Origin of the sequence: Enterococcus sp. GC34 (assembly GCF_040886645.1) — a bacterium.
In the GTDB taxonomy this organism is placed as follows: domain Bacteria; phylum Bacillota; class Bacilli; order Lactobacillales; family Enterococcaceae; genus Enterococcus; species Enterococcus faecalis.
On the sequence record NZ_JBFOEF010000002.1, the window covers coordinates 24,762 to 51,179 of the forward strand.

Consider the following 26,418-nt stretch of genomic DNA (forward strand, 5'->3'; position numbering starts at 1 on the left):
GTAAGACAAAACCGTTCAGTTTATCAGCTTTTAAGCCTGAAACAAAAATCACTTTGGATTTTTGTTTCAGGCTCTTTCTTATTATCTCTGGAAAAGATTTCAAGAGAATTTTTGAAATACTAGTGAAAATCCTATAAATTGTAGTATAATTTTCAAAGATGAATGAAAGGCGTGAAGTCATTGAAAGACAAACAAGTGTATGCAGTAGTTGACCTTGAAACGACTGGAACAGATCCTACAAGTGATCGGATTATTCAGTTTGGATGCGTTCTCGTTCAAGATGGAAAGATTATTGCGAACTTTGCGACAGATGTGAATCCCAATCAAGTAGTACCAAAACAAATTCAAAGTTTAACGGGGATTAGTAATACGCAAGTTCAAAAAGCGCCTTATTTTGAAGATGTAGCACATACAATTTATCATTATCTGGAAGATACTATTTTTGTGGCGCATAACGTCCACTTTGATTATAATTTTTTAGCTCGTGAACTGGTACGGTGTGGCACGCCGCCACTTACCATTCCAGCCATTGATACAGTGGAATTGGCACAGATTTTTTTACCGACAGAAAAAAGTTTCCGTTTAAGTGATTTGTCGGAAAGTTTAGGTTTGTCTCATGAGAATCCCCATCAAGCAGATAGTGATGCGCAGGTTACAGCCGAACTTTTGTTATTAATTCAAGAAAAAATGAAATCTTTACCGTTAGTCACTATGGAAAAAATTGCAGAATTAAGTCAACAGACAGCGCGGGAAACCAGTGCCTTTATTCAACAAACGTATGAACAAATGAAAAAACAAGTCACACCATTAAATCCAGCTTATCAAGTGGTCAGTGGCATTGCTTTACGCAAAAAAGAAGTCCCACTTTTTGAAGAAACGTTCTATCAGACTAGTACGTATCCCAAAACTAAAAAAGCCAAAGAAAAACTGTTTGGCGAACGTTTCGCTTATCGTGCGGAACAGAGTCGGATGATGAATTTAGTCTATGATCATTTTACAGAAGGAACGACAAAAGATTTATTTATTGAAGCAGCGACTGGAACGGGAAAAACATTAGGCTATCTGTTGCCGATGAGCTATTTAGCAACGCCAGAAAAACCAGTCATCATTTCAACAGTTTCGATTGTTTTACAAAATCAATTAGTGGAAAAAGATTTACCATTAGCCAATAAAATCTGCCAAGGGAAATTACGAGGCATTGTTATTAAAAGCCATCGACACTATCTTGATTTACAACGCTTTAAGGCAACGTTGAATCAGCCCACTCCGCAAAAACAATACGCTCTTTATCAAATGGGCGTTCTCGTCTGGTTGCTAGAAACAGAAACGGGCGATTTAGATGAACTACAATTGACGAATTTAAATCATTTATTCTGGAAAGAAGTTACACATCGCGGATTGGATTTTCTTTCAAAAAAAGATGAACTTTATGAAGTTGACTTTTTAAGACATCTGTATAAAAAAGTCGCTCAAAGTAACGTGTTGATTGTTAATCATGCATTTTTGGCGCAAGAGTCGCTAAGAAAACAACCGTTATTACCTGAAAGTCCGTGGCTAATTATTGATGAAGCACATCATTTACCAGACATCGCTAGTCGGATGGCAAGCGAACGAGTAAACAGTGTGATACTAAAAAAACAAGTCACGCATTTTATTGAAAAAGAACAACTTTTTGTTGCTTTACAGCAAATTTTTCAACAGTTTTCTGAAGAGCAGCGGTTTGTAAAAATTTATCAGCAAGGTTTACTGGATTTTGTGGATGAATGGCAAGATTTTCTTTTTGAATTGCATCGTTTATTTAGTAAAACGCAGAAGCGAATAGACCATCAGGAGTTGCTTTTAACCAAAGAACGTATTGATTATTTATCTGCTGCGGGAGAAAAACATAGTCAAACGCTCCAGCTTTTACTGCAGGAGCTGTTAACTATTCAAAGTAAGTTACAGCAAACAATTATGAGTCAGTTGGAAACCTTTAGTTTGGCTGATCGCATCGTTTTTGTTCGCTTGTTTCAATTTTTTGATGAAATTGAACGTATTCATCACTGTTTTACCATTTATCTTGATGATTGGCGTCCACGTTGGGTAAAAGAATATTTACCACAAAATGAAGACCATGGCTTGATTGAAATTCATGACTTAGAAGCTAGTTTGCTTCCTGAAACAAAGTGGTATCCGCGGTATGAACGAATTATTTATACAAGCGGCACATTGAAGTTTGGCAACAATAAAAAGTATTTACCGCAACGGTTAGGTTTAACAGAGGTGACGTTCAAAACCCTGCCAACGCCATATAACTATGCAGAAAATGCGCGAGTCTATGTACCGGAAGAAGCAGTAGCCATTCAAAATGCCTCTTCCTATGAAATGGGTCAATACATTTCAGATACCATTGAAAAATTGATGGCGCAAGAGGAACGTTCGATGTTGGTTCTTTTTACTTCGCATGAATTATTGTCCACCGTGTATCATCAAGTCCAGCCAAGATTATTGGAAAAAGGACAAGAGGTCCTCGCCCAAGGGATTAGCGGCAGTCGTGAAAAAATTCTTAAACGGTTCTCTAATGGAAAACCAAATGTCTTGCTAGGAGCCGATAGCTTTTGGGAAGGTGTGGACTTACCAGGAACAGCTTTACAGTTATTGATAGTCACGCGTTTGCCTTTTGAAAACCCGAAACGACCACTTGTGCAAGCAAAATATGCGTATTTAGAAGCAGAAGGGATACAACCATTTGCTCAAGAAGCGGTACCGAAAGCAGCCTTACGTTTGCGACAAGCACTGGGCCGTTTAATCCGTTCTGAAGAAGATAGAGGGGCATTGCTGATTCTGGATCGTCGTTTAGTCACTGCAAAATATGGCAAACGATTAATCAAAGCGTTTCCCAAGGGACTTTCAGTAAAAGAAGCGCCCATGCCTGAAATTTTAGAAGAATTAAAGGAATTTTTAAACAAATAATCGATTATTTTTAGGTCATATTTGTGAAAGGCCGCTATTTTTCTGCTATAATAAGACCCAGTAAGTTTAGAGAGGATGGAAGGCTTTTTGGAGGAATTAGAAGAAAAGAAAGAGAAGAAACGGATTACTGTCCTTTTAACCCTATTGGCAATCCTTTTAGCAATTCTTGTAACAATAATTATCTTTTTTGTACGAACCAATCAACCAATGGCTCAAGCCAAAAAAGAAGCAACCGCAATTGCCAAAACTTCTGCTAATTTAGAAACAGTTGATAAATTTTACTGGTTTACACGCAAAAATACGTATTTTACTTTAACCGGCAAAAATGATAAAGGCACAGAGATTGTCGTGATTGTCCCTAAATCGGGAGAAAAAGTCACGGTCTTAAATCAAAAAGATGGTCAAACAGAACAACAAATAACAGACATTGTTGCTAAAGCCCATCCCGATGAATCGGTGATGAAAGCTACGTTAGGGCTTTATGATAAGCGCCCTGCATGGGAAGTGGTCACCGAAAATGATCAAGGAGTACTGACGTATTATCTGATGAGCTTTGATAAAGGCGAAGAGATCAACGTTGTCAAAGATATTTAATTTAGATAGGTTTTGATGAAAGTGGGAGTGAAAGGTGTATGAACGTATCAAATCGAGCACAGCAATTGACTCCTTCTGTTACATTAGCAGCTGCCGCCAAAGCGAAAGCATTAAAAGCAAAAGGTGTAGATGTTTTAAGCTTAACGGTTGGGGAACCAGATTTTGTAACCCCGAAAAATATTCAAAAAGCAGCAATTGCTTCAATTGAGGATGGAAGAGCAAGTTATTACACACCTTCTGGCGGCATTCCTGAATTAAAGCAAGCAATTGTCTCTTATGTGGAACGAGAATATCAACTTCGTTATCAACCCAAGCAAGTTATTGTGACAGATGGTGCCAAATATGCGCTGTATCTATTATTTCAAGCCATTTTGAACGTTGGGGACGAAGTGATTATCCCTGTCCCTTATTGGGTAAGTTATGGTGAACAAGTCAAGTTAGCAGAAGGCAAGCCAGTATTTGTATCAAGCACGCAAGAGCAATCATTTAAAGTGTCAGTCGCACAATTAGAAGCTGTACGAACGGACAAAACAAAAGCAATCATTTTAAATTCACCATCTAACCCAACTGGTGTTATTTATACGGAAGAAGAATTACGCCAAATTGGTGAATGGGCAGTTGCTCATAATATCCTCATTATTGCAGATGATATTTATGGTCGTTTGGTGTACAATGGACATCGGTTCACACCAATTGCAACCATCTCAGAAGCAATTCGTCAACAGACAATCATTATTAATGGTGTTTCCAAAACATATGCAATGACAGGCTGGCGCATTGGTTTTGCAGTCGGTGATGAAAAAATTATTCAAGCAATGACACAACTCGCTTCACAATCCACCAGTAATCCAGTCGCAGTTAGCCAATATGCGGCAATTGAGGCTTTAACAGGTGAACAGTCGACAGTTGAAGACATGCGTCAGGCCTTTGAAAAACGCCTGAATCATATCTATCCAAAAGTAGCAGCTTTGCCAGGTGTTTCGCTAATAAAACCTGAAGGCGCCTTTTATCTATTCCCGAATGTCAAAAAAACGTTAGAAATTTGTGGGTATGATAACGTGACTAACTGGGTGGAAGATTTATTACAAGAAGCGCATGTTGCTCTGGTAACGGGAGAGGGCTTTGGTGCACCAGAACATGTGCGGATGAGCTATACGACAGATTTAATGACGTTAGAAAAAGCGATTGAGCGAATGAACGACTTTATAGAAAAGAAACGGATTCAGCACAACGCCTAAAAGAATAAACTAAGAAATGAACGGAGAGACAAACGTGGAACAAATTCAAATTATTGATTCAAACAAACATGTTGGAGAAACAGTAAAAATTGGCGCTTGGATTGCTAACAAACGCTCAAGCGGAAAAATTGCCTTTTTACAATTACGTGACGGGACAGCCTTTTTCCAAGGTGTCGTGTTCAAACCAAACTTCATTGAAGCCTTTGGTGAAGAAGCTGGTACAGAAAAATTCCAAGAAATTAAACATTTATCACAAGAAACAGCAGTCATGGTTACTGGTGTTATCAAAGAAGATAGCCGTTCTAAATTCGGCTATGAAATGGATATCACTGATTTAGAAGTCGTTGGCGCTTCAGAAGATTACCCAATTACGCCGAAAGAACACGGCACAGATTTCTTAATGGATCATCGTCATTTATGGTTACGTTCAAGCAAACAACATGCGATCATGTTAGTTCGTAACGAAATTATTCGTGCTACTTACGAGTTCTTTAACGAACAAGGATTCATTAAAATTGATAGCCCAATTTTAACAGGCTCAGCACCAGAAGGCACAACAGAATTATTTGAAACAGATTACTTCGGACAACCAGCATTCTTATCACAAACAGGTCAATTATATGCAGAAGCTGGTGCGATGGCATTTGGAAAAGTCTTTACTTTTGGACCAACCTTCCGCGCGGAAAAATCCAAAACTCGTCGTCACTTAACGGAATTCTGGATGATTGAACCAGAAATGGCATACACAACTCATGAAGAATCACTAGATATTCAAGAAGCTTACGTAAAACATTTAATTAAATCAGTATTGAAAAATCAACAATATCCATTGGATGTTTTAGAACGTGATACAGCGTTACTGGAAAAATATGTTTCGGAACCATTCAAACGTATTACTTACGATGATGCGATTGAGTTATTACAAAAAGAAGAAGCAAACAATGATTATGATCACATTGAATGGGGCGAAGACTTTGGTAGCCCACATGAAACCTTTATTTCAAATTACTATGGCGTTCCAACATTCATTTTAAATTATCCAAAAGCAATTAAAGCCTTCTATATGAAACCACATCCAACACGTGAAGATGTTGTAATTTGTGCCGATTTAATTGCACCAGAAGGTTATGGTGAAATTATCGGTGGTTCAGAGCGTGCAACTGATTATGATTATTTGAAAGAAAAAGTAGCTGAGTTTGGCTTATCTGAAGAAGAATACAGCTGGTATTTAGATTTACGTAAATACGGTTCTGTGCCACATTCTGGCTTCGGATTAGGTTTAGAACGTGCTGTTACGTTCATTACTGGTAATGAACATATTCGTGAAGCGATTCCGTTCCCACGTATGTTAAACCGTATTTATCCATAGAGAACAAATAAAAAAGAGAACTTCGGCAAAAGCCGAAGTTCTTTTTTTAATTCTGCCATAATTTTTGCATCTGGTCCAAAATATCAATGACTTCTGTCGTGAAAAATAAGGAGCGGTTGGGTTGAGTACCTTTGATTGCTTCAACCATATTGTAGATTTCATAATTCATGGCTTCAGCTGAGTACCCAGAAACGATGGTCTCAACCGTACCGTCATTGTAGTGAACGATTGCTTCATCTGCACGTGGATAATCTGTAATGGTAATATAGGCATCTTCAAAAGCAACAATTCCTTGCTTTGGCATTTTTGCTTGGAATGTTAATGAAATAGTAGCCAACTCATTTTCTTTATTCCGAAGCAATGTCACCGATTGTTCATCAACGCCAGTAGAGAAGGGAACCATGCTAGAAGCTAAAACGTCTGGCTGTGAGCTGAGAAACCAACGAGCAAACGAAACCGCATAAGTACCAATATCTAACAATGCGCCGCCTGCTAAGTCAGGATTAAAAAAGCGATTTTTAGGATCGGGTTCTTTGTAACTTCCAAATGGTGCTTGAATCATTTTTAACTGACCAAATTTGCCAGCATCCATCAAGCGACGTAATTCGTCGTATAGTGGCATGTTAAAAATAGTCATGGCTTCTGCTAAAATAAGGTCATTTTTTTCTGCAACTGCCAAGGCTTGTTTTAATTCTGCCGCGTTCATCGTAATAGCTTTTTCACACAACACATGTTTTCCGGCCTGGAGCGCTTTTAAAATGTGTTCAGCATGTTGTTTATTTGGTACTGCTATATAGACAACATCGATCGTTTCATCTGCTAGCAATTCTTCATAAGAACCATAGGCTTTAGGGATTGAATAATCAGCGGCAAATTGTTCTGCTTTAGCCAATGTCCGCGAAGCAACAGCTGCAAGTTGGCTAGTTTCTTGTTTAAACGTTGAAGCAAATTCGTGGGCAATCCCACCTAATCCTACGATGCCCCATTGATATAATTTTTTTGTCAAAAGAAGTCCTCCTAATCTATGCAATTTCTTCAAATCTTCTTCATTATTTATTATACTGTAAACAAGAGAAATTAGAAAACAAGGACAATTTTGTAAATATGATAAAATCCAGAGATAAAAAGATGCTTTTTTTAGAGAATTTCAGTAAAATAGAAAATGGAGGCGAATGATTATGCATCAAGTTTATGTAGATATTATTGTTGACGCAATTATTGAACAGTACCAAACAGAAGAAAATTTTTACTCCGCTTATCAAATTCAAGCAGCCGATTGGCAAGCTTGGAAAGAAGGCCAATTTGGTTTGGACAATGAAGTCATGCAAAAAATTAAGAATTTGTTTACGGATTATGAGTGGATGCTGACTCAAAAAATACTCCGCCAAACCATCTTATTTCCGGAAAAACGTAACCTAGCTGTTTCGGAATATAAACGGTTAAAAACAACAATTGCCAAAAAATGGCTACAATCTGATTTGGGCGTTGTAGAATTAATTCCTAACAATAAACAGGAACAAGAAATTGCTGCTGGTTATATTGATTTGAAAGTGACGCTGGCCTATGGCGAATGGGGTTTTGATGATATTATTACATTCCGGTTACCAGCTACGATTCAACGACAATTGGAAGGTTCAAAAGTTGAATTATTAGATTGGGTCAATGAAAATCTGATGGATACTTACGTAGGTGAATAACGAATAGGAAGGATGGTCTTTTGAAATACACAATTGCTGGGATTTTATCTGTGATTATTATGTTTGGTGCGGTAATTTTTGTCTTTTTTGGCAAAAAGCCAGTTGAAGAATCTGTTCACACATCAACTGAAACAACAGTGAAATCATCCACTAAAATTTCTGAAAGTAGTACAGTTTCTTCAACTGCTACCACTGAATCAAGTACTGAAATCACGAGCGTAAGCAGTGATGAAAATTGATAATTTTCTGTGAAAATGATACAATTATTCGGTTATAGTAACAAATGAAATCAATCACGAAAGTGAAAGATAATGAAACATTTTATCGGAAAATAAAAGATGAAGTGGGGAATTAATGAAGTGAGCAACTATCAGAAAAAAAGAAAAAAACAGCTGAATTTGCCAAAGTTATTCTTAGGCGTAGTTGTCGTCGGTTTAGCCTTTGTCTTTTCGTTATCTGTCCTTTCTGATTCAGATAAGGGACAAAGCGAGTCAGTCAATCGCCAAAATGAAAACATCTCAAAAGAAGAATTTGTTGCTGAAATCACACCGTATGCACGTGAATTACAAGAATCTTACGGGGTGTTACCAAGTATTATTATGGGGCAAGCAGTTTTAGAATCAAATTTTGGACAAAGTCAATTAGCATCGAAATATAACAATCTTTTTGGGATTAAAGCATATGGCAATCAACCAAAAGTCAATTTAGAAACAAAAGAGTATGTCAATGAGGTCTGGATTACGATTCAGGGTGATTTTCGAGTTTATGACAATTGGGAAGAATCCATGCGAGATCATACCAAGTTATTTGTTGATGGGGTCGATTGGGATCCAAATTTATATGAAAAAGTCTTGTTAGCCAAAAATTATAAAGAGGCCGCACAAGCGCTTCAAGATGCTGGATACGCAACGGATCCTACATACGCTGATAAGATCATTCATGTAATTGAAGAATACAATTTAAATAAATACGACCGTTAAGCATGGAGGAACGATGACAATGAGCGAAAAGTGGATTCCAGAAATTATGACGCCGCTGAAACAAGATATTGTAAAAATGCCAGAGATTATTCGGCAAGCCAGTGGCATTAAAATTTTTGGCCGTAAAATAAAATCAATTATTTTTACGACAGATATTGCGATTATCCGCAATACGGATGCACAGGCAGTGATTGCTGTATATCCTTTTACACCGCATCCAGCGATTACAAAAGGCATTATTGAAGCAGCGGATATTCCTGTCTTTTCAGGAGTCGGCGGCGGTTTAACGCAAGGCATGCGTTCTGCTTATATGAGTTTATTTGCAGAAGCACAAGGCTCAATGGGTGTTGTTTTGAATGGTCCTACACCAATTGAAACAATTAAAATGGTGGATGAAGCAATCGATATTCCTATTATCAGCACAGTAACTTCTATTCATACGCCAATTGAGGAAAAACTTGCGGCTGGCGTGGATATGATTAATATCAGTGCAGGAAAAGACACTGCAGCCACCGTACGCTATTTCCGTGGCAAGTATCCAGAATTACCGATTATTGCAACAGGAGGACCAACTGAATCGAGTATTCATGAAACCATTATCGCTGGAGCGAATGCTATTACATATACGCCCCCTAGTAACGGTGAATTATTCAGCAAAAAAATGAAAAAATATCGTGAACAAGAAAAAGCAACCGATGAAGAATAAAAAACGCTTTGGCAGCCGATCCTGCCAAAGCGTTTTTGGCTATTTAATGTTCGCTTTTACGGAACAATGGAAGAATGAACCAATTATTTGAAAATTCTAATGAAAAAAAGTTGTTAAACCATTGAAAGTTAGAGATTTTTGTACTATCCTAGAGAAACATAGAAGCTTGTATAAGGTCAAAATACGGTTGACCGTCTCTACCCAGCACCGTAAATGCTGGTCTATAAGTGAAGAAGAGCGGATAGCCCTTTTTTGCTTTGGCAAAATGGGCTTTTTTCTTTTGTTAGAACACGAATATAAATAGCACTTTGTTTTATTTCGTTCGTTTTTAACGAACCGTCCTTTCCTCAGGATGAGAACAAAGCATCTATCGAAAAATAAGTAAAGGAGTTCATATTGTGAAGGAATTAGTCGAACGTATTAAAAATGATGGCCGTGTATTAGGTGAAGGTGTTTTAAAAGTAGATAGTTTTATTACGCACCAAGTGGATCCAGAATTGATGGAGGCTATGGGTAATCGTTTTGCTGAGGTTTTCGCAGAAGCAGGCATTACCAAAGTAATTACAATTGAAGCATCAGGAATCGCTCCTGCCTTATACGCAGCGCAAAAATTAGGCGTGCCAATGATCTTCGCGCGTAAGGCAAAAAGTTTAACCATGGATGAAGAGCTTTTAACAGCTTCAGTTTATTCATTTACAAAACAAGTGACAAGTCAAATTTCCATTTCAAGAAAATTTTTATCTGATGCTGATAAAGTGTTGATTATTGATGACTTTTTAGCTAACGGACAAGCTGCTAAAGGATTGGTAGAATTATGCCAACAGGCTGGTGCAAAGGTTGAAGGAATTGGTATCGTAATTGAAAAATCATTCCAAGATGGTCGTCAGTTATTAGAAGACATGGGCTTAAATGTAGTCTCTTTAGCACGTATCGCTTCATTAAGTGAAGGAACGGTGACGTTTTTAGAGGAGGATGCATAATCTTGGATACAAAACAATTGAATACACAACAACAGACGGAAACACCAAATGGGAAAGCCGCCGTTTTAGGATTGCAACATTTATTAGCGATGTATGCTGGAGCAGTTGCCGTACCTTTATTAATCGGAACCGGCTTGAATTTTGATTCGCAACAAATGACGTATTTGATTTCAATCGATATTTTTATGTGCGGCGTTGCGACACTTTTACAATTGACGGTGAATAAGTTTTTTGGGATTGGCTTGCCAGTCGTTTTAGGTTGTGCCATTCAAGCAGTTGCGCCTTTAATCATGATTGGTACGAACAAAGGGGTTGGTGCAATTTACGGTTCAATTATTGCTTCGGGCATTTTTGTCGTTCTTATTGCAGGATTTTTCTCAAAAATTAAACGTCTATTTCCGCCTTTAGTCACCGGCACAGTCATTACAGTTATTGGTTTGACCTTAATTCCTGTTGCTGTTGAAAAAATGGGTGGCGGCTTAGCAACGGACAAAAGTTTTGGTGATCCTAAAAACTTGCTCCTCGCATTTGTAACAATTGCCTTAATCATTGTTGTGCAAGTTTGGGGACGTGGCTTTATCAAGTCAATTGCCGTGTTAATCGGCCTAGTCGGCGGCACAATTTTAGCTGCGTTTCTGGGATTAGTGGATTTGTCTCCTGTTGGTCAAGCTACGTGGTTTCATTTTCCACAGCCATTTTATTTTGGCAAACCAACGTTTGATCTTTCTTCTATTGTGTTGATGATTATTATTTCAATTGTTAGTATGGTTGAATCAACAGGTGTTTATTTTGCCTTAGGAGACATTACAGGGAAGAAAATTGGCGAAGATGATTTACGTCGTGGGTATCATGCAGAAGGTTTAGCCGTCATTTTAGGGGGGATTTTTAATACGTTTCCTTATACAGGTTTCTCGCAAAATGTCGGGTTAGTTCAATTATCTGGGATCAAAACACGTCGGCCAATCTATTTTTCTGCTTTTTTCTTAATTATTTTAGGCTTATTACCAAAAATTGGTGCGATGGCCCAAATTATCCCAGAGCCAGTTTTAGGCGGCGGAATGCTGGTTATGTTTGGAATGGTGGCTGTCCAAGGAATGCGCATGTTGTCAAAAGTTGACTACTCAAATGACAAAAATTTATTAATTATTGCCATTTCGATTGGCTTTGGTTTAGGCTTTAATATTATGCCAACGCTCTTTAATAAAGTACCAGAAACTGTTAGCATGTTTACTGGTAATGGAATTGTCATGAGCAGCATTACCGCAATTATTTTAAATCTTTTATTCAATGGTTTAAAAGAAACCTCAGAAAGTAACGAATAGTTTCAAAAAAGTATGATAGATAAGGTCAGGTGGCTTTTCTTTCATACTTTTTTGACCTAATCATCGTTTAGAAAAATTTAATGTTTTCATCAATTTGAAGAGAATAAGAGAAAAATGCTTGGTTACAAAGAGACGAATAGTAAGTTACCGCTGTTTTATCCTAAAATATGTTAATAAATTCTGATGAGAAAACCTAAGGGAAACACTGCTGGCACTTGAAGTTGAGCCTTTTTCCTTGTATCATGTAAAAAGAGCACTCTTAAAGGCTAGACTGCGACGAGAAACCGCAGAAGGATTTTAAGGATAAAACTGTGATGGAAAGTTGTGATGAACTTGGATAAACCACTATTACCTGGTCAAGTGATTGGTATCATTGGTGGCGGACATTTAGCAAAAATGATGGCCCTTAGTGCAAGAGAAATGGGGTTTCGAGTGGGTGTGCTAGATCCACAAATTGATTGTCCTGCTGCACAAGTTGCCGATTGGCAATTATTAGGAGCGTATAATGATCCTGAAGCGTTAGAGAAATTGGCAAAACGTGCCCAAGTGATTACGTATGAATTTGAACATGCAGATGTTGATGCGTTAACAGCGATTCAACATTTGGCGAATATACCGCAAGGAACAGACATTTTAGCAATTACGCAAGATCGTTTAATGGAAAAAAGTTTCTTGGAAGATAATAATATTGTGATTGCCCCTTATGCAACGATTGTTAGTCCGACTGATATTCAAGAAGCAATTGATGGCATTGGCTACCCGTGTATCTTGAAGAACACGCGAGGGGAAGGTCGTTATGTACTACATAGTACTTCGGACTTAGCGCCATCCATGAATCTTCTAAGAGAAGGAACCTGTGTTTTGGAAGCTTGGATTCCTTACGAAAAAGAATTATCTGTTCTGATTTCTGGTAATGGTCGTGGCGAATTTGCGACATTTCCAGTTGTGGAAACAATTAAAAAAGAGCGTAAGCTACATGAAACGATTGCACCAGCCCGAATTGATGACGAAGTCAGTGGCGAGTTGCAACGAATTGCTAAGGTGATTGCTAAAGCTGTTGGTTTAGTCGGCACCCTTTCAATTGAAATGTTTTATACAGAAACAGGCGGGATTTATGTAAATAAAATTTTACCTCGTCCAGAAGATGCTGGGAATTTTTCAATAGATGCTTGTTCTTTTAGCCAATATGATACGCATATTCGTGGCTTATGTAATTGGCCAATGCCAACGATTCAACTGTTGTCAGAAGCGGTTACGGTCAATGTGCTTGGGAATGAAGCCTATGAAACGATGGACATTATTAATGAACATCCAGATTGGCATTTCCACTATTATGGGCACAGTGAAGCAAAAGCGCAACGAGCGATGGGGCATATTACTATATTAACCAAAGAAATCGATGAAACACTGGAAGAAATTAAAGAAACAAAGATTTGGTCGTAATTATTTTTCAAAAATTGAGGAGTAAAGAGGGGATAAGGCACAATGATTGATCGTTATACAAGACCCGAAATGGGCGCAATTTGGACAGATGAGAACCGTTACAAGGCATGGCTAGAAGTTGAAATTTTGGCGGATGAAGCTTGGGCAGAACTTGGCGAAATTCCTAAAGAAGATGTACAAAAAATCCGAGAAAATGCATCATTTGATGTTACACGTATTTTAGAAATTGAAGCAGAAACACGTCATGATGTTGTCGCTTTTACCCGTGCCGTTTCAGAAACGCTTGGTGAAGAGCGAAAATGGGTGCACTATGGGTTAACCAGCACAGATGTTGTGGATACTGCCTATGGTTATCTATTGAAACAGGCGAATGATATTTTACGGAAAGATTTACAAACATTTACGGAGATTGTCGGAGCCAAAGCCAAAGAGTATAAACATACGGTCATGATGGGAAGAACGCATGGCGTTCATGCAGAACCGACTACATTTGGTTTGAAATTAGCGTTGTGGTATTCTGAAATGAAACGCAATATTGAACGTTTTGAACATGCAGCCAAAGGTGTCGAAGCAGGTAAAATCAGTGGAGCCGTGGGTACCTTTGCCAATATTTCACCATTTGTTGAAGAATATGTTTGCGAACATTTGGGAATCCGTGCTCAAGAGATTTCGACACAAGTTTTACCACGTGATTTACATGCAGAATATGTTTCTGCCATGGCATTAATTGCGACAAGTATTGAAAAATTTGCGACAGAAATTCGTGGTCTACAAAAATCAGAAACACGTGAAGTAGAAGAATTTTTTGCAAAAGGACAAAAAGGATCTTCGGCAATGCCGCATAAACGGAATCCAATTGGTTCTGAAAATATGACTGGTTTGGCACGTGTGATTCGTGGTCATGTCATTACTGCCTTTGAAAATGTGAGTTTATGGCATGAACGAGATATTTCTCACTCGTCTGCTGAACGGATTATTATTCCCGATACGACGATTTTACTAAATTACATGTTGAATCGTTTTGGTAATATTGTCAAAAACTTAACGGTCTTCCCAGAAAATATGAAACGTAACATGGATGCGACCTACGGACTAATTTACAGCCAACGTGTCTTATTAAAATTGATTGACCATGGCATGACACGTGAAGAAGCGTATGATTTGGTCCAACCAAAAACAGCTTACGCATGGGATCATCAAACGGCGTTCCGTCCGTTGTTAGATGCGGATGAAAAAATTACTTCTGTCTTATCAAAAGAAGAGCTAGATGATGCTTTTGATTACCATTATCATTTAAAAAATGTTGACACGATTTTTGAACGTGTTGGTTTAGGATAAAAAAGAGCGTTCAGGAAAAAACACCAGTTTCTTCCTGAGTGCTTTCTTCTTTTTCAGAAAAAACATTGGAAATTGTTTAGTAACAATTGGAAGAAAAGATATTAAATTTTAGCGAGCAAACGTCAAAAGGTAAATGAGTGACTCATACCTTTTGACGTTTGCTCGCTATTTGTTTGGTTGTTCCTTAGATTCTAAAGGAGATATTTTCAAAAAAAGATGAAATTTAGGCATTTTCATAGGTGGAAAGCGTCATCAAACCCTTATGGGATAAGAAGATGCCATTTTTTAATTATGGGTTTAAAAATTCAAAATTTTTTTTTGTGTGTCTTCAGCTATAATTAGTCTATTAACGATAAGTATTAAAAGAATGGGGGAAAGTTGATTGTAATGAAATTGTCACAAGTCCCAAATAAAACGACAGGGAATGGAATAAAAATATTCGGTTATCTCTGTTTTGTAGTTAGCTGTTATCTAATCTTTTTACGCTTCGAAGTTGCTTTAGCCCAACAACCAGAGCCACAGCCACTGGCGGGTTTCACAGTTGAAAGTGTGATACCAGATAATCAGCTAGATAAGAACCAAACTTATTTTTATTTAGGCGTTCAGCCAAGTAGTCAGCAGATTATTCAAGTGAAAATCAGAAGTTTGCAAAAAGAGCCCGTAACTGTCGCTTTAAGTATTCATGATGCAGTGAACGGAACGGATGGACAGATTGATTATACGCAGACGAGCCCCAAACTAGATTCTAGTTTGACGAATTCCATCACACAAATTGTTCATTTGCAAAATAAGGAAGCTACGGTCACTGTAAAAAACTTTGAAGAAAAAATAGTGAATTATGAAATCAAAACACCCAAAGAGCCATTCTCTGGAGTTAAATTAGGCGCATTACGGTTTATTAAACAATTAGAGGATGAATCATTAACAAGTAATCAGTTTACATCAACTTATGCTTATACTATTTCCGTCATGCTGACAGAAGATAAACAACCATTTGATGAAGGAGCAGAATTACAACTAAAAAAAGTTAGTACAACAATCAGTGCTGGTCAACCTGTGGTTCAAGTAACATACCAAAACCAGCAACCAAAAGTTATGAAAGGAGCGACCATTACCAACTGGTTAACCAAAAAAGGTCAGACAAAAGAATTACTAAAAAAAGTACAAGCAGATGTGACAGTGGCACCTAATTCGCTATTAGCTATGGATCTGCCATTGAATGAAGTTGTCCTGCCAGCGGGAACTTATACTATTCACAGCCAATTAAGCGCTGGTAATCGCGAATGGCAGTGGCGAAAAGATTTTACAATTACACAAACGCAAATAAAACAATGGTCGACGAATACACCTTCAGCAAAAAGGCAACCGTTTTTGTTAGTGGGGAGTAGTGCAATAGTCCTCGTTGTAATTAGTATTTATTTTTATCTTAAAAAGAGTAGAACAAAATAAAGAAATAAAAAGGAAAAGCAGGTGTTGGTTATGAACAAGAAAATGACTCATCTAATCTGTGTCATATTATTAGGCACGATGATTTTACCAATTAATGGCTTAGCTGAGGGGACTGAGTCAACAACAGTAACGAGTGAAATGCAACAAATTATTGAAGATTCATTACCTAAGCTATCAGAACCGTCCAAGCAAACGATAGAGACAACTGAAACAACCGATTCTTCAACTGAAAAAACTCAAGCAACTGAAGCAACGAAAGAAGTAGAAACTGTTTCTTTTAGTTGGTCACAACAAGAACCAGAACGTCAAGTAACTGCCGGATCGGATTTTTATCTAAAAATAATTAGCAATGCAACTTGGGCGGAAATCCAATTGCCTCAGGAAATTCAATACAATCCGCAAAAAAACCAACAATTACAGGAGCACGGTTCTTATAATCAAGAACAACATAGCTTGATTTTAAGAGACTTTGCCCAGTTGGGGGAAAGTTACTTGCTGTTAACGACAACAAAAGTAGGAACCTTTACCTTGTCAGTCAAAGATAAAAACCAAGAAACGTTGGCTAATAATTTAGACGTGACGATTGCGAAAGAGCAAGTAGTAGTGCCACAAGAGACCCAGAAGAGTAGTGAGCAGAAGCAAACGAAGGAAAATGAAAAAAGCCACCCCGTCGTTAAGTCTAAAAACATTGCCGCCAAAGCGAATGGGATTACGGTCGGTTTGACTGCTCCAACCACTTATCGCACGTATACTGATCCCGCAACAGGAACAGCACCAGATTACTTAACTATTTCTTTACCAGTTTCCATCGACCAAGCAGGCCTCACTGGTACTTCGATTGAGCTTCCTTATGGCTTTTATCCAAGTAAAAGCGACCCAGTTTTTAAAGACTTTGATAATACGACACCGATTTTTTCGTTGGTGACACCTAGTGCACCTAGCGCCAACTCGATTGTGGCTTCGTATGTAAATGATACAACCAATAAAAAATTAATTATTCGCTTGAAAGAAACCAAGACAACTTTAGAGACGATTAATTTACGTTTTAAATTTAATAATGTCTATGATGCTAAAATCCCACCTGAACAAATCGTATGGAATAATCTCCAAGCAAAGGTATTTGATAATACAGGGACACAAATAGCAAGTTCAGCGGCAAATAAAACCGTAAAAACTGATGTGGCTAGTTCTAGTGCTTCATATGTATATTCTGGTTACGCAGTTCCTAGTGACGACAGTTATTTTGACGGTGATATTATTGTGACAAACTCTTATCGGTTTAATTATTTAGCTAGAGCTAATTTAGACCCTAGTTATAATCATCAAGTGTATGTTGATATTCCCACAGGAGCTACATTTAAGGGAAGCTTAGCTAATGCGTTATTAAAAACAGGGGTTACAAATGCACAAGATCCTAGTGTGCCAGCAGGTTTTACTCGGTACTTTCAGAAATTAGTAACTCTCTCACCAAATATTTTAGAAAACCCAGCAGCTCGAGTTGATTTATCCTATCTTGACACAAGGGTTACTTTGAATAAAACGTATGGAGAAGGGAGTACTTTTTCTGTTAATTTTGGAATGAAAGTAAAATTCCTGAATGGAAAAATAAATACACTTACCACTACGAAAAGTTATACAAAGCGTTCTCGACCAGATTTTCAATTGTCAGGAACAGGATATCATTCAACTTTTAACACTTCTACTAACACAGTTAATAACTTAGACGGTTTAGCGACAGCTGGAACTTTTTCCACTTTTGGCTATGGTTCATTTAGCCGCTATGCTACTATTAAGAATACTGGCGCTAAACCAATTCAAGGAGTGACATACAAATTACAAGAATTAACTGCAGACTCAGCTAAAGGAAACTTCACTGATTTATATATTTATGGTGTTACTGATGGAGTGAGTGCCCCCTCCTATTATCGGCCTTTGTATCATATTAAAAATGCCATAACTGGAACGAGTCGTTCTGTTTGGAGCAGTACACCGGCTAAGACTGGCAACTTTAGGCCAGCTTTGCCGACTTTAGCAACCAATGAGTATATTTCAACTATTGATATTATTCCTATGGGAACCGATGGCACAACCGCCAATTCGTTACCTCCAGGGAACGGAATGATTCTTGAATATGGCATTAAAAGTTGGCCGACTGGGAAGTGGCCAGATGGGACAGCGCTTTCTAAGAAAACTAATCAAATCACCTTTGGAGCCACGATGCAGTATCAAGATGCAACAGGGACTCCTACAGAGCTTAAATTAAACAATAATGTAGTGTATTATAATAACGGCGTATCTTTAAGTACTGGTGTTAGCTTTAACAGTGTTAATAGGGAAAATAAACTGCCTGGGGACACGATTAACTATGAAATAGTCGGGAGTAATTATGGCTACTATACAGATACTTCTTTGGGGGATTGGGAGAATCCTATTATTACAATTAAAGTTCCCAAACAGTTACGCTTAAAATCAACCACGAAAAAAGATTTTATTGATGAGGGTAACCAAGTTACCTATCCAGCTTCGGTGACCGTTGAAACCTTAGCTATGAATGACACAACTTACAATTATTATCGGTTTAAGACGTCCAGCACAGCTTATAAATCTAAAGTAAGGGGAAAGGCTAGTGTTTTTCGAATTCCTTTAGAATTTGTAGTGGATAGTTCAGCTGCTTCTGGAAGCTATCAAATTCCTTATATCGCCTATAGTAGCCCTAAACCAACTGATTTCTTTCATGGTGTACTCGCTCAGCTAGATGCTGCAGAAGCTAAAAAAATCGGTTTAGACAACACGAACGAAAATAGCTACGTAATCAACTCAACTACTTCTAATATCGGCTTTTCTGTCGTGGATTCTTCTAAGTTAGACAGTGCTACTAATGCTCGTGGTTCCGCGACGCAAGCTTGGTCAAATACGAATATCTTTGCGGTAGACCGCAAAGGCACCCCGCAAATGCAAACGGTCATTAAAAATTCTGGAAATACAAACTTCACTAGCGTTCGCTTGTATAATATTTTGCCTTCTTCTAGTGATGGTCGTGGTTCAACAGGCAGCATCGGGTTTACAAACTTGACCAGTAATAATGGGACAGCCAAAATTTACTATACAACAAAGCCTATCTCACAATTGCCTAGTTATACTAACAACGATTTACAAGCGTGGAATGCCACTAAACTAACCAGTTTAGGTTTCACTACAACTAAACCCGCTAATTCAGCTTTAATCACAGCAATCTATGTCGATTTTGGCGCAACGACAATCAAACCAGGTGGGACCTTAGATGCGATTATGAATTTTTTAGTGCCAGATGCAGATAATCAAAAAGCCATTAACCAATTTCAATATTCTGCTAAAGAAGCTAAAGCAGGAGCAACTTTAGCAGCAGTCAGTGATAAAATTACCTTTAGTACAGAGTTTGCTCAAGTAGCGTATGAACAAAATTTACCGAGTATTATAGTTCCTGGAAGTGGAGTGAAAGACTTACCTTCTCCGCAAACGATCCAGTTAGATGTAAATGATGCCGGCAAAATTGTCATTCCAACAGCCAAACCAACGCTTAGTGGTTATACTTTTGTGGAATGGCAAGATGTTGCAACACCAACCAAAAAATATCAACCGGGTGCAACGATTAGCTTTACGTCTACGTCGACTACCACAAAAATAACTCTGCAAGCTATTTGGAAACCAATCTCAGTGAATGTGACTTTTAATGCCAATGGGGGCTCGGGTGGTACGGCTGCTAAAGCCTATACTTTTGGAACAGTAGTTAATTTAAGCACGGTTGTGAAGCCAACCAGAACCGGTTACACTTTCCAAGGTTGGGCGACAACAGCCAGTGCCACAACACCAGATATTACAACAAACCCTCTCGTTAATTATGCTTCAGCTAGGACCTATTATGCTGTTTGGAAGGGGAACGCTTATACCGTAAAGTTTGATGCGAATGGGGGAACTGGTACCATGCCTAACGCTAGTTTTATTTATGGAACAGGCAAGCCATTACCAGCCAACACCTTTACAAAAGAGAGTAATACGTTCCTTGGTTGGTCGAAGACACGGACAAGTGCAGTTGTCTATACGGATAAACAAATAATTTCGACATTAACTGCTACTAACAATGGGACTGTAACTTTATATGCGAAATGGAGTGGCCAACGACCTGTATTGATGGGAACGCCAAGTACGTTTGATTTTGGCAAACAAACGATTTCGCCAATGGCAAAAAGTTATGGACTAAATTCAGCAAGCTATGTCGGAAGTCCCGAATTACAACAAGCTGGTTTTATGTTACGTCTAGAAGATAATCGACCAACTAGTACAGGTTGGAAATTAAACGTTAGTTTATCTGAATTTAAAGATAAAACTGGTAAATCTTTACCACAAGGAGAAGGAATTGCCTTGAACTTTGCGAACACTCAACTTCAAAAAGTTCAATATGCTAATACAGCTGAGGAATCAGTAACGACTGGTTTTACCAATGGACCGACGTTAGGGTCTCAAGCTTTTCGATCGGGTGCTACAGCTCAATCAATAATCACAGCAACTGGAGCACAAGGAAGTGGAACTTGGCAACTATATTTTCCTTTTGAAGAGATAAAATTAACTGTGCCTGCAAATGTAGGAGAAATATCAAAAGTATATCAATCGACAGTAACTTGGTCATTGGACGATGTAGTCTAATCTTAGTATGATTTACTTAGAAGGAAAGTTAATTGTATTAAGAAAAAACGCTTCTAAGTTTTACAGGAATATTAAAAAGAGGTCGGGAAAGAACCGTTTAGCTCCGAGAACCAAGTAGGTACTGTTCAACATCTATTTGCTTTGCAAATAGTGTTTCTCAGCAATAAGAAGGAATTTCCGAAAATTGTCATAAAACACAACGAGGTACGAGTTGATGTTGCATGATACCTACCCGGTGCTCTTTAATTTTTGGAGAATTTCGGCTTATTTCCGAAGGAGTTGGTTCTGTTCCCGCCGTTTATCAGTTTTTGAGCGTGGAGCAAAAATCCAAAGTGATTTTTGTCCCACGCTCTTTTTTCTATACTTTTTTCGATTTATCCTTTATAATGTAACTTCGATAGTTACATTAACTATTAAATGCAAACAAAGGAGGAGAAGTATGGATAAACAACAACGAGGCATTCAAGTGATTAGAATTTGGCTAGGGGTGACGATGCTAATTCATGGAGTGATGAAAGTAACGTCATTGGAAGGTACTTTAGCGTTTTTTGCTAGTATTGGTTTGCCAAGTCTTTTTGTTTATGGTGTAGCAGCAATTGAATTAATTGGCGGATTATTTATGATTATTGGCTTTTTAATTCCATTGGTATCAGTAGGATTCATAGCAGTTTTAGTCGGAGCTATTTTTTCTTTTGGTTTGGCAAGTGGTTTTAGTGGTTATGAGTACGAATTATTTTTAGCAATAACCAGTTTGGCTATTTTGATTAGCCATGCCGATAAAAAGTATCTTACGTTAAAACTTTATTTTTAATAAATCAAAGCAATAAAGAGTTGGTCAAACTAGTTGTGATTGCGAAAAAAGCCCTAAAACAGTGATAGTTAGCTGTTTTAGGGCTTTTTTTATCCGGAAGGTCAAAAAAGGTCAATTTTGTTATTGACCTTTACTGACCAATAGGGTATAATAAATTTATAAGGTTTACAAATACCTTAACTTTTGAAGAAATCCATCAAAAGTCGGATAATAATAATTGTAAAGAATGTTAAAATAAAAAAAGACAAAACAATAAACGGGAGGGATCGTTTATGAATATTGAAAAAATGACAACAACGCTACAAGAGGCGATTGCTGAAGCTCAAAAAGTTGCGGTGACACGGCAACATCAAGAAATTGATATCGCACATTTATGGAAAATTTTTCTTCAACCAAACCATTTTGGGCGTAATTTTTACACAGATGCGGGTTTAGATGTTGACGCATTTGAACGAGAAGTAGATAACGCGTTAGATGAATATCCAAGTGTGGCAGGCGGTAATGTGCAATATGGTCAAAATTTAAGTCAAAATTTGTTCCATTTATTGCAAGAAGCTGATTCACTTCGAGAAGAATTCCAAGATGAATTTTTATCAACCGAAATTGTACTTTTAGCTTTAATGAAATTGAAAAATTATCGTTTAACAAAATATTTAATGCAACAAGGCATTACAGAAAAAGAGTTAAGAAAAAATATTGAAGAGATGAGAGGAGGAGATCGTGTGACTTCTCAAAACCAGGAAGAACAATATAAAGCACTAGAAAAATACGGTGTTGACTTAGTACAACAAGTAAAAGCAGGAAAACAAGATCCAATCATTGGTCGTGACGAAGAAATTCGTGACGTTATTCGGATTTTATCAAGAAAAACTAAAAATAATCCAGTCTTAATTGGTGAACCAGGTGTTGGTAAAACAGCGATTGTTGAAGGATTAGCACAACGAATCGTTCGTAAAGATGTTCCCGAAAATTTAAAAGATAAAACCATTTTTTCTTTAGATATGGGTGCCTTAATTGCGGGAGCAAAATTCCGTGGCGAATTTGAAGAACGGTTAAAAGCTGTTTTAAAAGAAGTGAAAAAAAGTGATGGCAAAATCATTTTATTCATTGATGAAATTCATAATATCGTCGGAGCTGGTAAAACTGAAGGCAGTATGGACGCCGGGAATTTATTAAAACCGATGCTAGCACGTGGTGAATTGCATTTAATCGGTGCCACAACGCTTGATGAATATCGCCAATATATGGAAAAAGATAAAGCCTTAGAACGTCGTTTCCAAAAAGTATTAGTCAAAGAACCAACAGTAGAAGATACAATTTCTATTTTGCGTGGCTTAAAAGAACGATTTGAAATTCACCACGGCGTGAATATTCATGACAATGCTTTAGTTGCTGCTGCTACTTTATCCGATCGCTATATTACTGATCGTTTCTTACCAGATAAAGCGATTGACTTAGTCGATGAAGCAAGCGCAACGATTCGAGTGGAAATGAATTCGATGCCAACAGAGCTCGATCAAGTAACACGTCGGTTAATGCAACTAGAAATTGAAGAAGCGGCCTTGAAAAAAGAATCGGATGATGCAAGTAAAAAACGGTTAGCCAACTTGCAAGAAGAATTAGCAGATTTGCGTGAAGAAGCCAACTCAATGAAAATGCAATGGGAAACGGAAAAAGAAGAAGTTAATGCGGTTTCCAACAAACGTGCAGAGATTGATAAAGCAAAACACGAATTAGAAGATGCTGAAAATAATTATGATTTAGAACGTGCTGCTGTTTTGCGTCATGGAACAATTCCGCAATTAGAACATGAATTGAAAGAATTGGAAGAAAAGAACGCTAAAGATAACGTCAAAATGGTACAAGAATCGGTTACTGAAAACGAAATTGCGCAAGTGGTCGGTCGTTTAACCGGCATTCCTGTGACAAAATTAGTTGAAGGCGAACGAGAAAAATTAATGAAACTGAATGAAACATTACACAAACGTGTGATTGGTCAAGATGAAGCCGTGGATGCTGTTAGTGATGCGGTGATTCGTTCAAGAGCAGGCTTACAAGATCCAAATCGCCCACTTGGTTCGTTCCTTTTCTTAGGACCAACTGGTGTTGGTAAAACAGAACTTGCTAAAGCTTTAGCTGAAGATTTGTTTGATTCTGAAGATCATATGGTACGGATTGACATGAGTGAATACATGGAAAAACATGCCGTGTCTCGTTTGGTTGGTGCCCCTCCAGGCTATGTTGGTTATGAAGAAGGTGGCCAGTTAACAGAAGCTGTTCGTCGAAACCCTTATACAATTGTCTTATTAGACGAAATTGAAAAAGCGCACCCAGATGTCTTTAATATCTTATTACAAGTTTTAGATGATGGTCGTTTGACAGATTCTAAAGGTCGGGTCGTTGATTTTAAAAATACAGTTTTAATTATGACAAGCAACATCGGTTCTCAGCTTTTACTGGAAGGTGTGACACCTGAAGGAACAATTCCCGAAGAAGTTGAAAATCAAGTCATGAATATTCTAAAAGGACACTTTAAACCAGAGTTCTTAAACAGAATTGATGATACCATTTTATTCACACCATTAAGCTTGGATAATGTGAAAGGAATCATTGGTAAAATGACCGCACAACTTGCTCATCGTTTAGAGCAACAAGAAATTGTGTTGGAAATCACTGATGAAGCTAAAACATGGATTGCTGAAAATGGGTATGAGCCAGCTTATGGAGCTCGTCCGTTAAAACGTTTCATTACTCGTGAAGTCGAAACACCATTAGCAAAAGAAATTGTTTCTGGACGAGTAATGCCAAAAACAAAAGTCACGATTAGTCTATTAGACAATCAATTAGTTTTTGAAAATGAACCAATAGAAGAAGTGTAAAAAAAAGAACGAGCGAATTCGCTCGTTCTTTTTTTAGTATGACAATCGTTGCTTAATTTCTTCCAACAAATCCTCTTCTGAAGAAACAACCCGACCATTCAATTTAATCAAACCAACTGTGTAAAGGTTTAAATAATGGAATTGATTTTCAGCGATTTCGTTCAAAGCATCAAGCTTTTGGTGATTATCAGCACCTTGTTGGCGGCTGTCTGTGTAAAGGGCAACCACTGGGATTCCTTTGGCATAAGCAACACCAATTTCGGAAGCTACGCCCGCATCAATGGTTGGACCGTCTAATAAAGCAACCAATAAATCGCTAGCAAGGACCTTTTCTGTATCTGCTAAGGCAATCATTTTACTATCGGCATAAGCAGATTTGTCGTTAATCGCCGCATTTTCTTGTGGTAAATAAAGATCGATTGTTTTATCCAATTGTCGAATTTGTTCGACTAAATAGGCATTATAACGTAAGTCAGCTTGCGAAAATAAAGGTCCTGCAAAATAAATTTTTGTCATTTGTCTGTCTCCAATCCAAGGTTTTAGAAATAATCACTGAAATAAGCTTCTTGGTCAGGAAAAATCCGTTCCAAAGAATTTAAAGTTTCTTTATCTGTATCAATGCGCTCAATTCGATGTAAGTACGAAGGGCGTCGGTAATTCATGACTAAACAAGTTAGTGTTTGAATATCTAAGTGAACGGCGGTGCCTAGAGGTTCATCCGTAATGGTTACTTGATCATTTTCATCCCAAATTAAGCCAAAAATACCATTGTTCCACTCAGCGACAGGATCTTTAACGACAAAATGGAAGGGCTTAGCCGTACTTTCAAAAGGAAAGTTTTCTAAAAAGGCTTTGACATCGACAATTCGAGCCATATAATAGGGCTCAATGCTTTCTTTAATTTGGCTATCTTCTAAAAGAAAAGCTAATGGTTCGTTTTTATAGATATCGCCCTTGACCCAATAAACCATCGAAAAATGCGCAGTAATAAAATTCCACAAGCCATTTCGGGCTTCTTGGTTCAAGTAAAACATTTCCTTAATATGAAATACCTCATCGGCCACCCAATAGAAAAGTACTCCTAAAGGTTCTTGATTGGCACCATAATAGACAGCAGCAGTCCGTTCTTCCTCGTTTTCGAAACGCCAATATTCTTCCCAGTTGAAGGCACTACGAATGAGCGCGCCGTGATTTTGACGAGCGAATCGCGCATAGACATCAAAGACATCTGGGTGATCGACAGCTAACCGTTCAATCATTCCTGGAACGGGAACAGTTTTTGGTAATTGCGTATCCCGAATTTTAAAAGATAACTTGTCGGACATGATTTCCCAACCTTTACGTCGATAATAAGGAATGTTGTAAGGGAAAAGATAAGAAATCCACTGTTTATCTTGGCGCATTTCTTCTAATGCTGTTTGAATCAAGTCTTTCATTAAACCGTGGTTGGCATATTCAGGATAGGTACCGACACCAGTAACGCCGCCCATTTTATACAAAGCACCATGGATATTGACTTCGCATGGATAGATAGCAATTTGTGAAATTAATTGATTTTCGTGAAACCAGCCAAATACTTTTGAAAGTTCTAAAATCGGTTGTTTTGATTTGATAAATGCGCGTTTGTTTTCAAAACCACTTTCTTCAATATCTGCTTCAGTCACTTGAAAAACATAGGAAAGAAGTTCATTAAATTGATCAATGTGTTCTTCCTCAACAGGCTTTAAGGTCAGTTGCTTTCGAAATTCTTGTTCATCCATTTTTCCATCTCCAATAAATTTACTGTTTTTAGTATACCAAATTTTTCGAAACTCTGTTAGCCTTTCGAAACCAAAAGAATAAAAGGGAAGTGCTTTAAATCTTCTTCAAAAATTGGTATAATGAAAAGTGCTGATTATCCTAGACCTTTAAACATGATAATTTGATAAAAAAGGCAACTAAAATATAACAATTGATTGATGAAGCTAGCAGGGAGCTAGC

The 26,418-nt window shown here is 37.7% G+C and carries 19 protein-coding genes and 1 riboswitch; of the genes, 16 read left to right on the forward strand and 3 right to left on the reverse strand.

The window, feature by feature from the left end; genetic code table 11:
* The first annotated feature begins 162 nt into the window (after positions 1–162).
* The 4 genes from AB3I72_RS02580 to asnS all read left to right on the forward strand — a co-directional run bounded on the left by AB3I72_RS02580 (position 163) and on the right by asnS (position 6,153).
* Positions 163–2,952, forward strand: coding sequence for an ATP-dependent DNA helicase DinG (locus AB3I72_RS02580; RefSeq protein ID WP_368023523.1), 2,790 nt, complete (start codon positions 163–165; stop codon positions 2,950–2,952).
* A gap of 75 nt (positions 2,953–3,027) precedes the next feature.
* On the forward strand, positions 3,028–3,546 hold the full coding sequence (locus AB3I72_RS02585; RefSeq protein WP_002382785.1) for a DUF5590 domain-containing protein: 519 nt from the start codon (positions 3,028–3,030) through the stop codon (positions 3,544–3,546).
* Positions 3,547–3,584: 38 nt separating this feature from the next.
* Positions 3,585–4,784, forward strand: coding sequence for a pyridoxal phosphate-dependent aminotransferase (locus AB3I72_RS02590; RefSeq protein ID WP_368023524.1), 1,200 nt, complete (start codon positions 3,585–3,587; stop codon positions 4,782–4,784).
* Between the two features lie 16 nt (positions 4,785–4,800).
* Positions 4,801–6,153: an asparagine--tRNA ligase gene (gene asnS / locus AB3I72_RS02595; protein ID WP_002376912.1), complete on the forward strand. Its 1,353-nt coding sequence runs from the start codon at positions 4,801–4,803 to the stop codon at positions 6,151–6,153.
* A gap of 46 nt (positions 6,154–6,199) precedes the next feature.
* Here asnS and AB3I72_RS02600 read toward each other — a convergent pair whose 3' ends face one another.
* A complete protein-coding gene (locus AB3I72_RS02600) occupies positions 6,200–7,159 on the reverse strand; it encodes a Gfo/Idh/MocA family protein (RefSeq protein WP_010823836.1) in 960 nt (319 codons plus the stop codon).
* Between the two features lie 172 nt (positions 7,160–7,331).
* Between AB3I72_RS02600 and AB3I72_RS02605 the strand changes: the two genes are divergently transcribed.
* The 12 genes from AB3I72_RS02605 to clpB all read left to right on the forward strand — a co-directional run bounded on the left by AB3I72_RS02605 (position 7,332) and on the right by clpB (position 24,438).
* A complete protein-coding gene (locus tag AB3I72_RS02605; RefSeq protein ID WP_002356797.1) occupies positions 7,332–7,850 on the forward strand; it encodes a hypothetical protein in 519 nt (172 codons plus the stop codon).
* Positions 7,851–7,909: 59 nt separating this feature from the next.
* The gene (locus tag AB3I72_RS02610; RefSeq protein WP_368023586.1) at positions 7,910–8,089 is read left to right on the forward strand and encodes a hypothetical protein; all 180 of its coding nucleotides are present in this window, start codon (positions 7,910–7,912) and stop codon (positions 8,087–8,089) included.
* Positions 8,090–8,188: 99 nt separating this feature from the next.
* Complete coding sequence (locus AB3I72_RS02615; RefSeq protein ID WP_002366997.1) at positions 8,189–8,830, forward strand: glycoside hydrolase family 73 protein; 642 nt, start codon at positions 8,189–8,191, stop codon at positions 8,828–8,830.
* 19 nt (positions 8,831–8,849) lie between these two features.
* A complete protein-coding gene (locus AB3I72_RS02620) occupies positions 8,850–9,536 on the forward strand; it encodes a hypothetical protein (RefSeq protein WP_010816649.1) in 687 nt (228 codons plus the stop codon).
* A gap of 146 nt (positions 9,537–9,682) precedes the next feature.
* Positions 9,683–9,780, forward strand: a riboswitch (purine riboswitch).
* Between the two features lie 154 nt (positions 9,781–9,934).
* Complete coding sequence (locus AB3I72_RS02625) at positions 9,935–10,516, forward strand: xanthine phosphoribosyltransferase (protein WP_002356804.1); 582 nt, start codon at positions 9,935–9,937, stop codon at positions 10,514–10,516.
* 2 nt (positions 10,517–10,518) lie between these two features.
* Positions 10,519–11,838, forward strand: coding sequence for a nucleobase:cation symporter-2 family protein (locus AB3I72_RS02630; protein ID WP_002408809.1), 1,320 nt, complete (start codon positions 10,519–10,521; stop codon positions 11,836–11,838).
* Positions 11,839–12,165: 327 nt separating this feature from the next.
* Complete coding sequence (gene purK / locus AB3I72_RS02635) at positions 12,166–13,281, forward strand: 5-(carboxyamino)imidazole ribonucleotide synthase (RefSeq protein WP_002382795.1); 1,116 nt, start codon at positions 12,166–12,168, stop codon at positions 13,279–13,281.
* 42 nt (positions 13,282–13,323) lie between these two features.
* The gene (gene purB, locus AB3I72_RS02640; protein ID WP_368023526.1) at positions 13,324–14,619 is read left to right on the forward strand and encodes an adenylosuccinate lyase; all 1,296 of its coding nucleotides are present in this window, start codon (positions 13,324–13,326) and stop codon (positions 14,617–14,619) included.
* Positions 14,620–15,006: 387 nt separating this feature from the next.
* Positions 15,007–16,068, forward strand: a complete 1,062-nt coding sequence (locus AB3I72_RS02645) for a DUF916 and DUF3324 domain-containing protein (RefSeq protein WP_368023527.1) — start codon at positions 15,007–15,009, stop codon at positions 16,066–16,068.
* Positions 16,069–16,098: 30 nt separating this feature from the next.
* A complete protein-coding gene (locus AB3I72_RS02650; protein ID WP_368023528.1) occupies positions 16,099–20,748 on the forward strand; it encodes an InlB B-repeat-containing protein in 4,650 nt (1,549 codons plus the stop codon).
* Between the two features lie 439 nt (positions 20,749–21,187).
* Entirely contained in the window at positions 21,188–21,559 is a 372-nt protein-coding gene (locus tag AB3I72_RS02655; protein ID WP_368023529.1) for a DoxX family protein, read from the forward strand.
* A 272-nt stretch (positions 21,560–21,831) separates the two neighbouring features.
* Entirely contained in the window at positions 21,832–24,438 is a 2,607-nt protein-coding gene (gene clpB / locus AB3I72_RS02660; protein WP_002356811.1) for an ATP-dependent chaperone ClpB, read from the forward strand.
* A gap of 33 nt (positions 24,439–24,471) precedes the next feature.
* Here the strand turns inward: clpB and AB3I72_RS02665 are convergent, their stop codons facing one another.
* The gene (locus tag AB3I72_RS02665; protein WP_061101277.1) at positions 24,472–24,954 is read right to left on the reverse strand and encodes a nucleoside 2-deoxyribosyltransferase; all 483 of its coding nucleotides are present in this window, start codon (positions 24,952–24,954) and stop codon (positions 24,472–24,474) included.
* Between the two features lie 23 nt (positions 24,955–24,977).
* A complete protein-coding gene (locus tag AB3I72_RS02670) occupies positions 24,978–26,198 on the reverse strand; it encodes an enhanced intracellular survival protein Eis (protein WP_002356813.1) in 1,221 nt (406 codons plus the stop codon).
* Positions 26,199–26,418: the final 220 nt, after the last annotated feature.

Coding starts and splice junctions, on each gene's coding strand:
- AB3I72_RS02580 (WP_368023523.1), top strand. CDS start 163: ATGAAAGGCGTGAAGTCATTGAAAGACAAACAAGTGTATGCAGTAGTT.
- AB3I72_RS02585 (WP_002382785.1), top strand. CDS start 3,028: ATGGAAGGCTTTTTGGAGGAATTAGAAGAAAAGAAAGAGAAGAAACGG.
- AB3I72_RS02590 (WP_368023524.1), top strand. CDS start 3,585: ATGAACGTATCAAATCGAGCACAGCAATTGACTCCTTCTGTTACATTA.
- asnS (WP_002376912.1), top strand. CDS start 4,801: ATGAACGGAGAGACAAACGTGGAACAAATTCAAATTATTGATTCAAAC.
- AB3I72_RS02605 (WP_002356797.1), top strand. CDS start 7,332: ATGCATCAAGTTTATGTAGATATTATTGTTGACGCAATTATTGAACAG.
- AB3I72_RS02610 (WP_368023586.1), top strand. CDS start 7,910: ATGTTTGGTGCGGTAATTTTTGTCTTTTTTGGCAAAAAGCCAGTTGAA.
- AB3I72_RS02615 (WP_002366997.1), top strand. CDS start 8,189: ATGAAGTGGGGAATTAATGAAGTGAGCAACTATCAGAAAAAAAGAAAA.
- AB3I72_RS02620 (WP_010816649.1), top strand. CDS start 8,850: ATGAGCGAAAAGTGGATTCCAGAAATTATGACGCCGCTGAAACAAGAT.
- purK (WP_002382795.1), top strand. CDS start 12,166: ATGAACTTGGATAAACCACTATTACCTGGTCAAGTGATTGGTATCATT.
- purB (WP_368023526.1), top strand. CDS start 13,324: ATGATTGATCGTTATACAAGACCCGAAATGGGCGCAATTTGGACAGAT.
- AB3I72_RS02645 (WP_368023527.1), top strand. CDS start 15,007: ATGAAATTGTCACAAGTCCCAAATAAAACGACAGGGAATGGAATAAAA.
- AB3I72_RS02650 (WP_368023528.1), top strand. CDS start 16,099: ATGAACAAGAAAATGACTCATCTAATCTGTGTCATATTATTAGGCACG.
- AB3I72_RS02655 (WP_368023529.1), top strand. CDS start 21,188: ATGGATAAACAACAACGAGGCATTCAAGTGATTAGAATTTGGCTAGGG.
- clpB (WP_002356811.1), top strand. CDS start 21,832: ATGAATATTGAAAAAATGACAACAACGCTACAAGAGGCGATTGCTGAA.
- AB3I72_RS02665 (WP_061101277.1), bottom strand. CDS start 24,954: ATGACAAAAATTTATTTTGCAGGACCTTTATTTTCGCAAGCTGACTTA.
- AB3I72_RS02670 (WP_002356813.1), bottom strand. CDS start 26,198: ATGGATGAACAAGAATTTCGAAAGCAACTGACCTTAAAGCCTGTTGAG.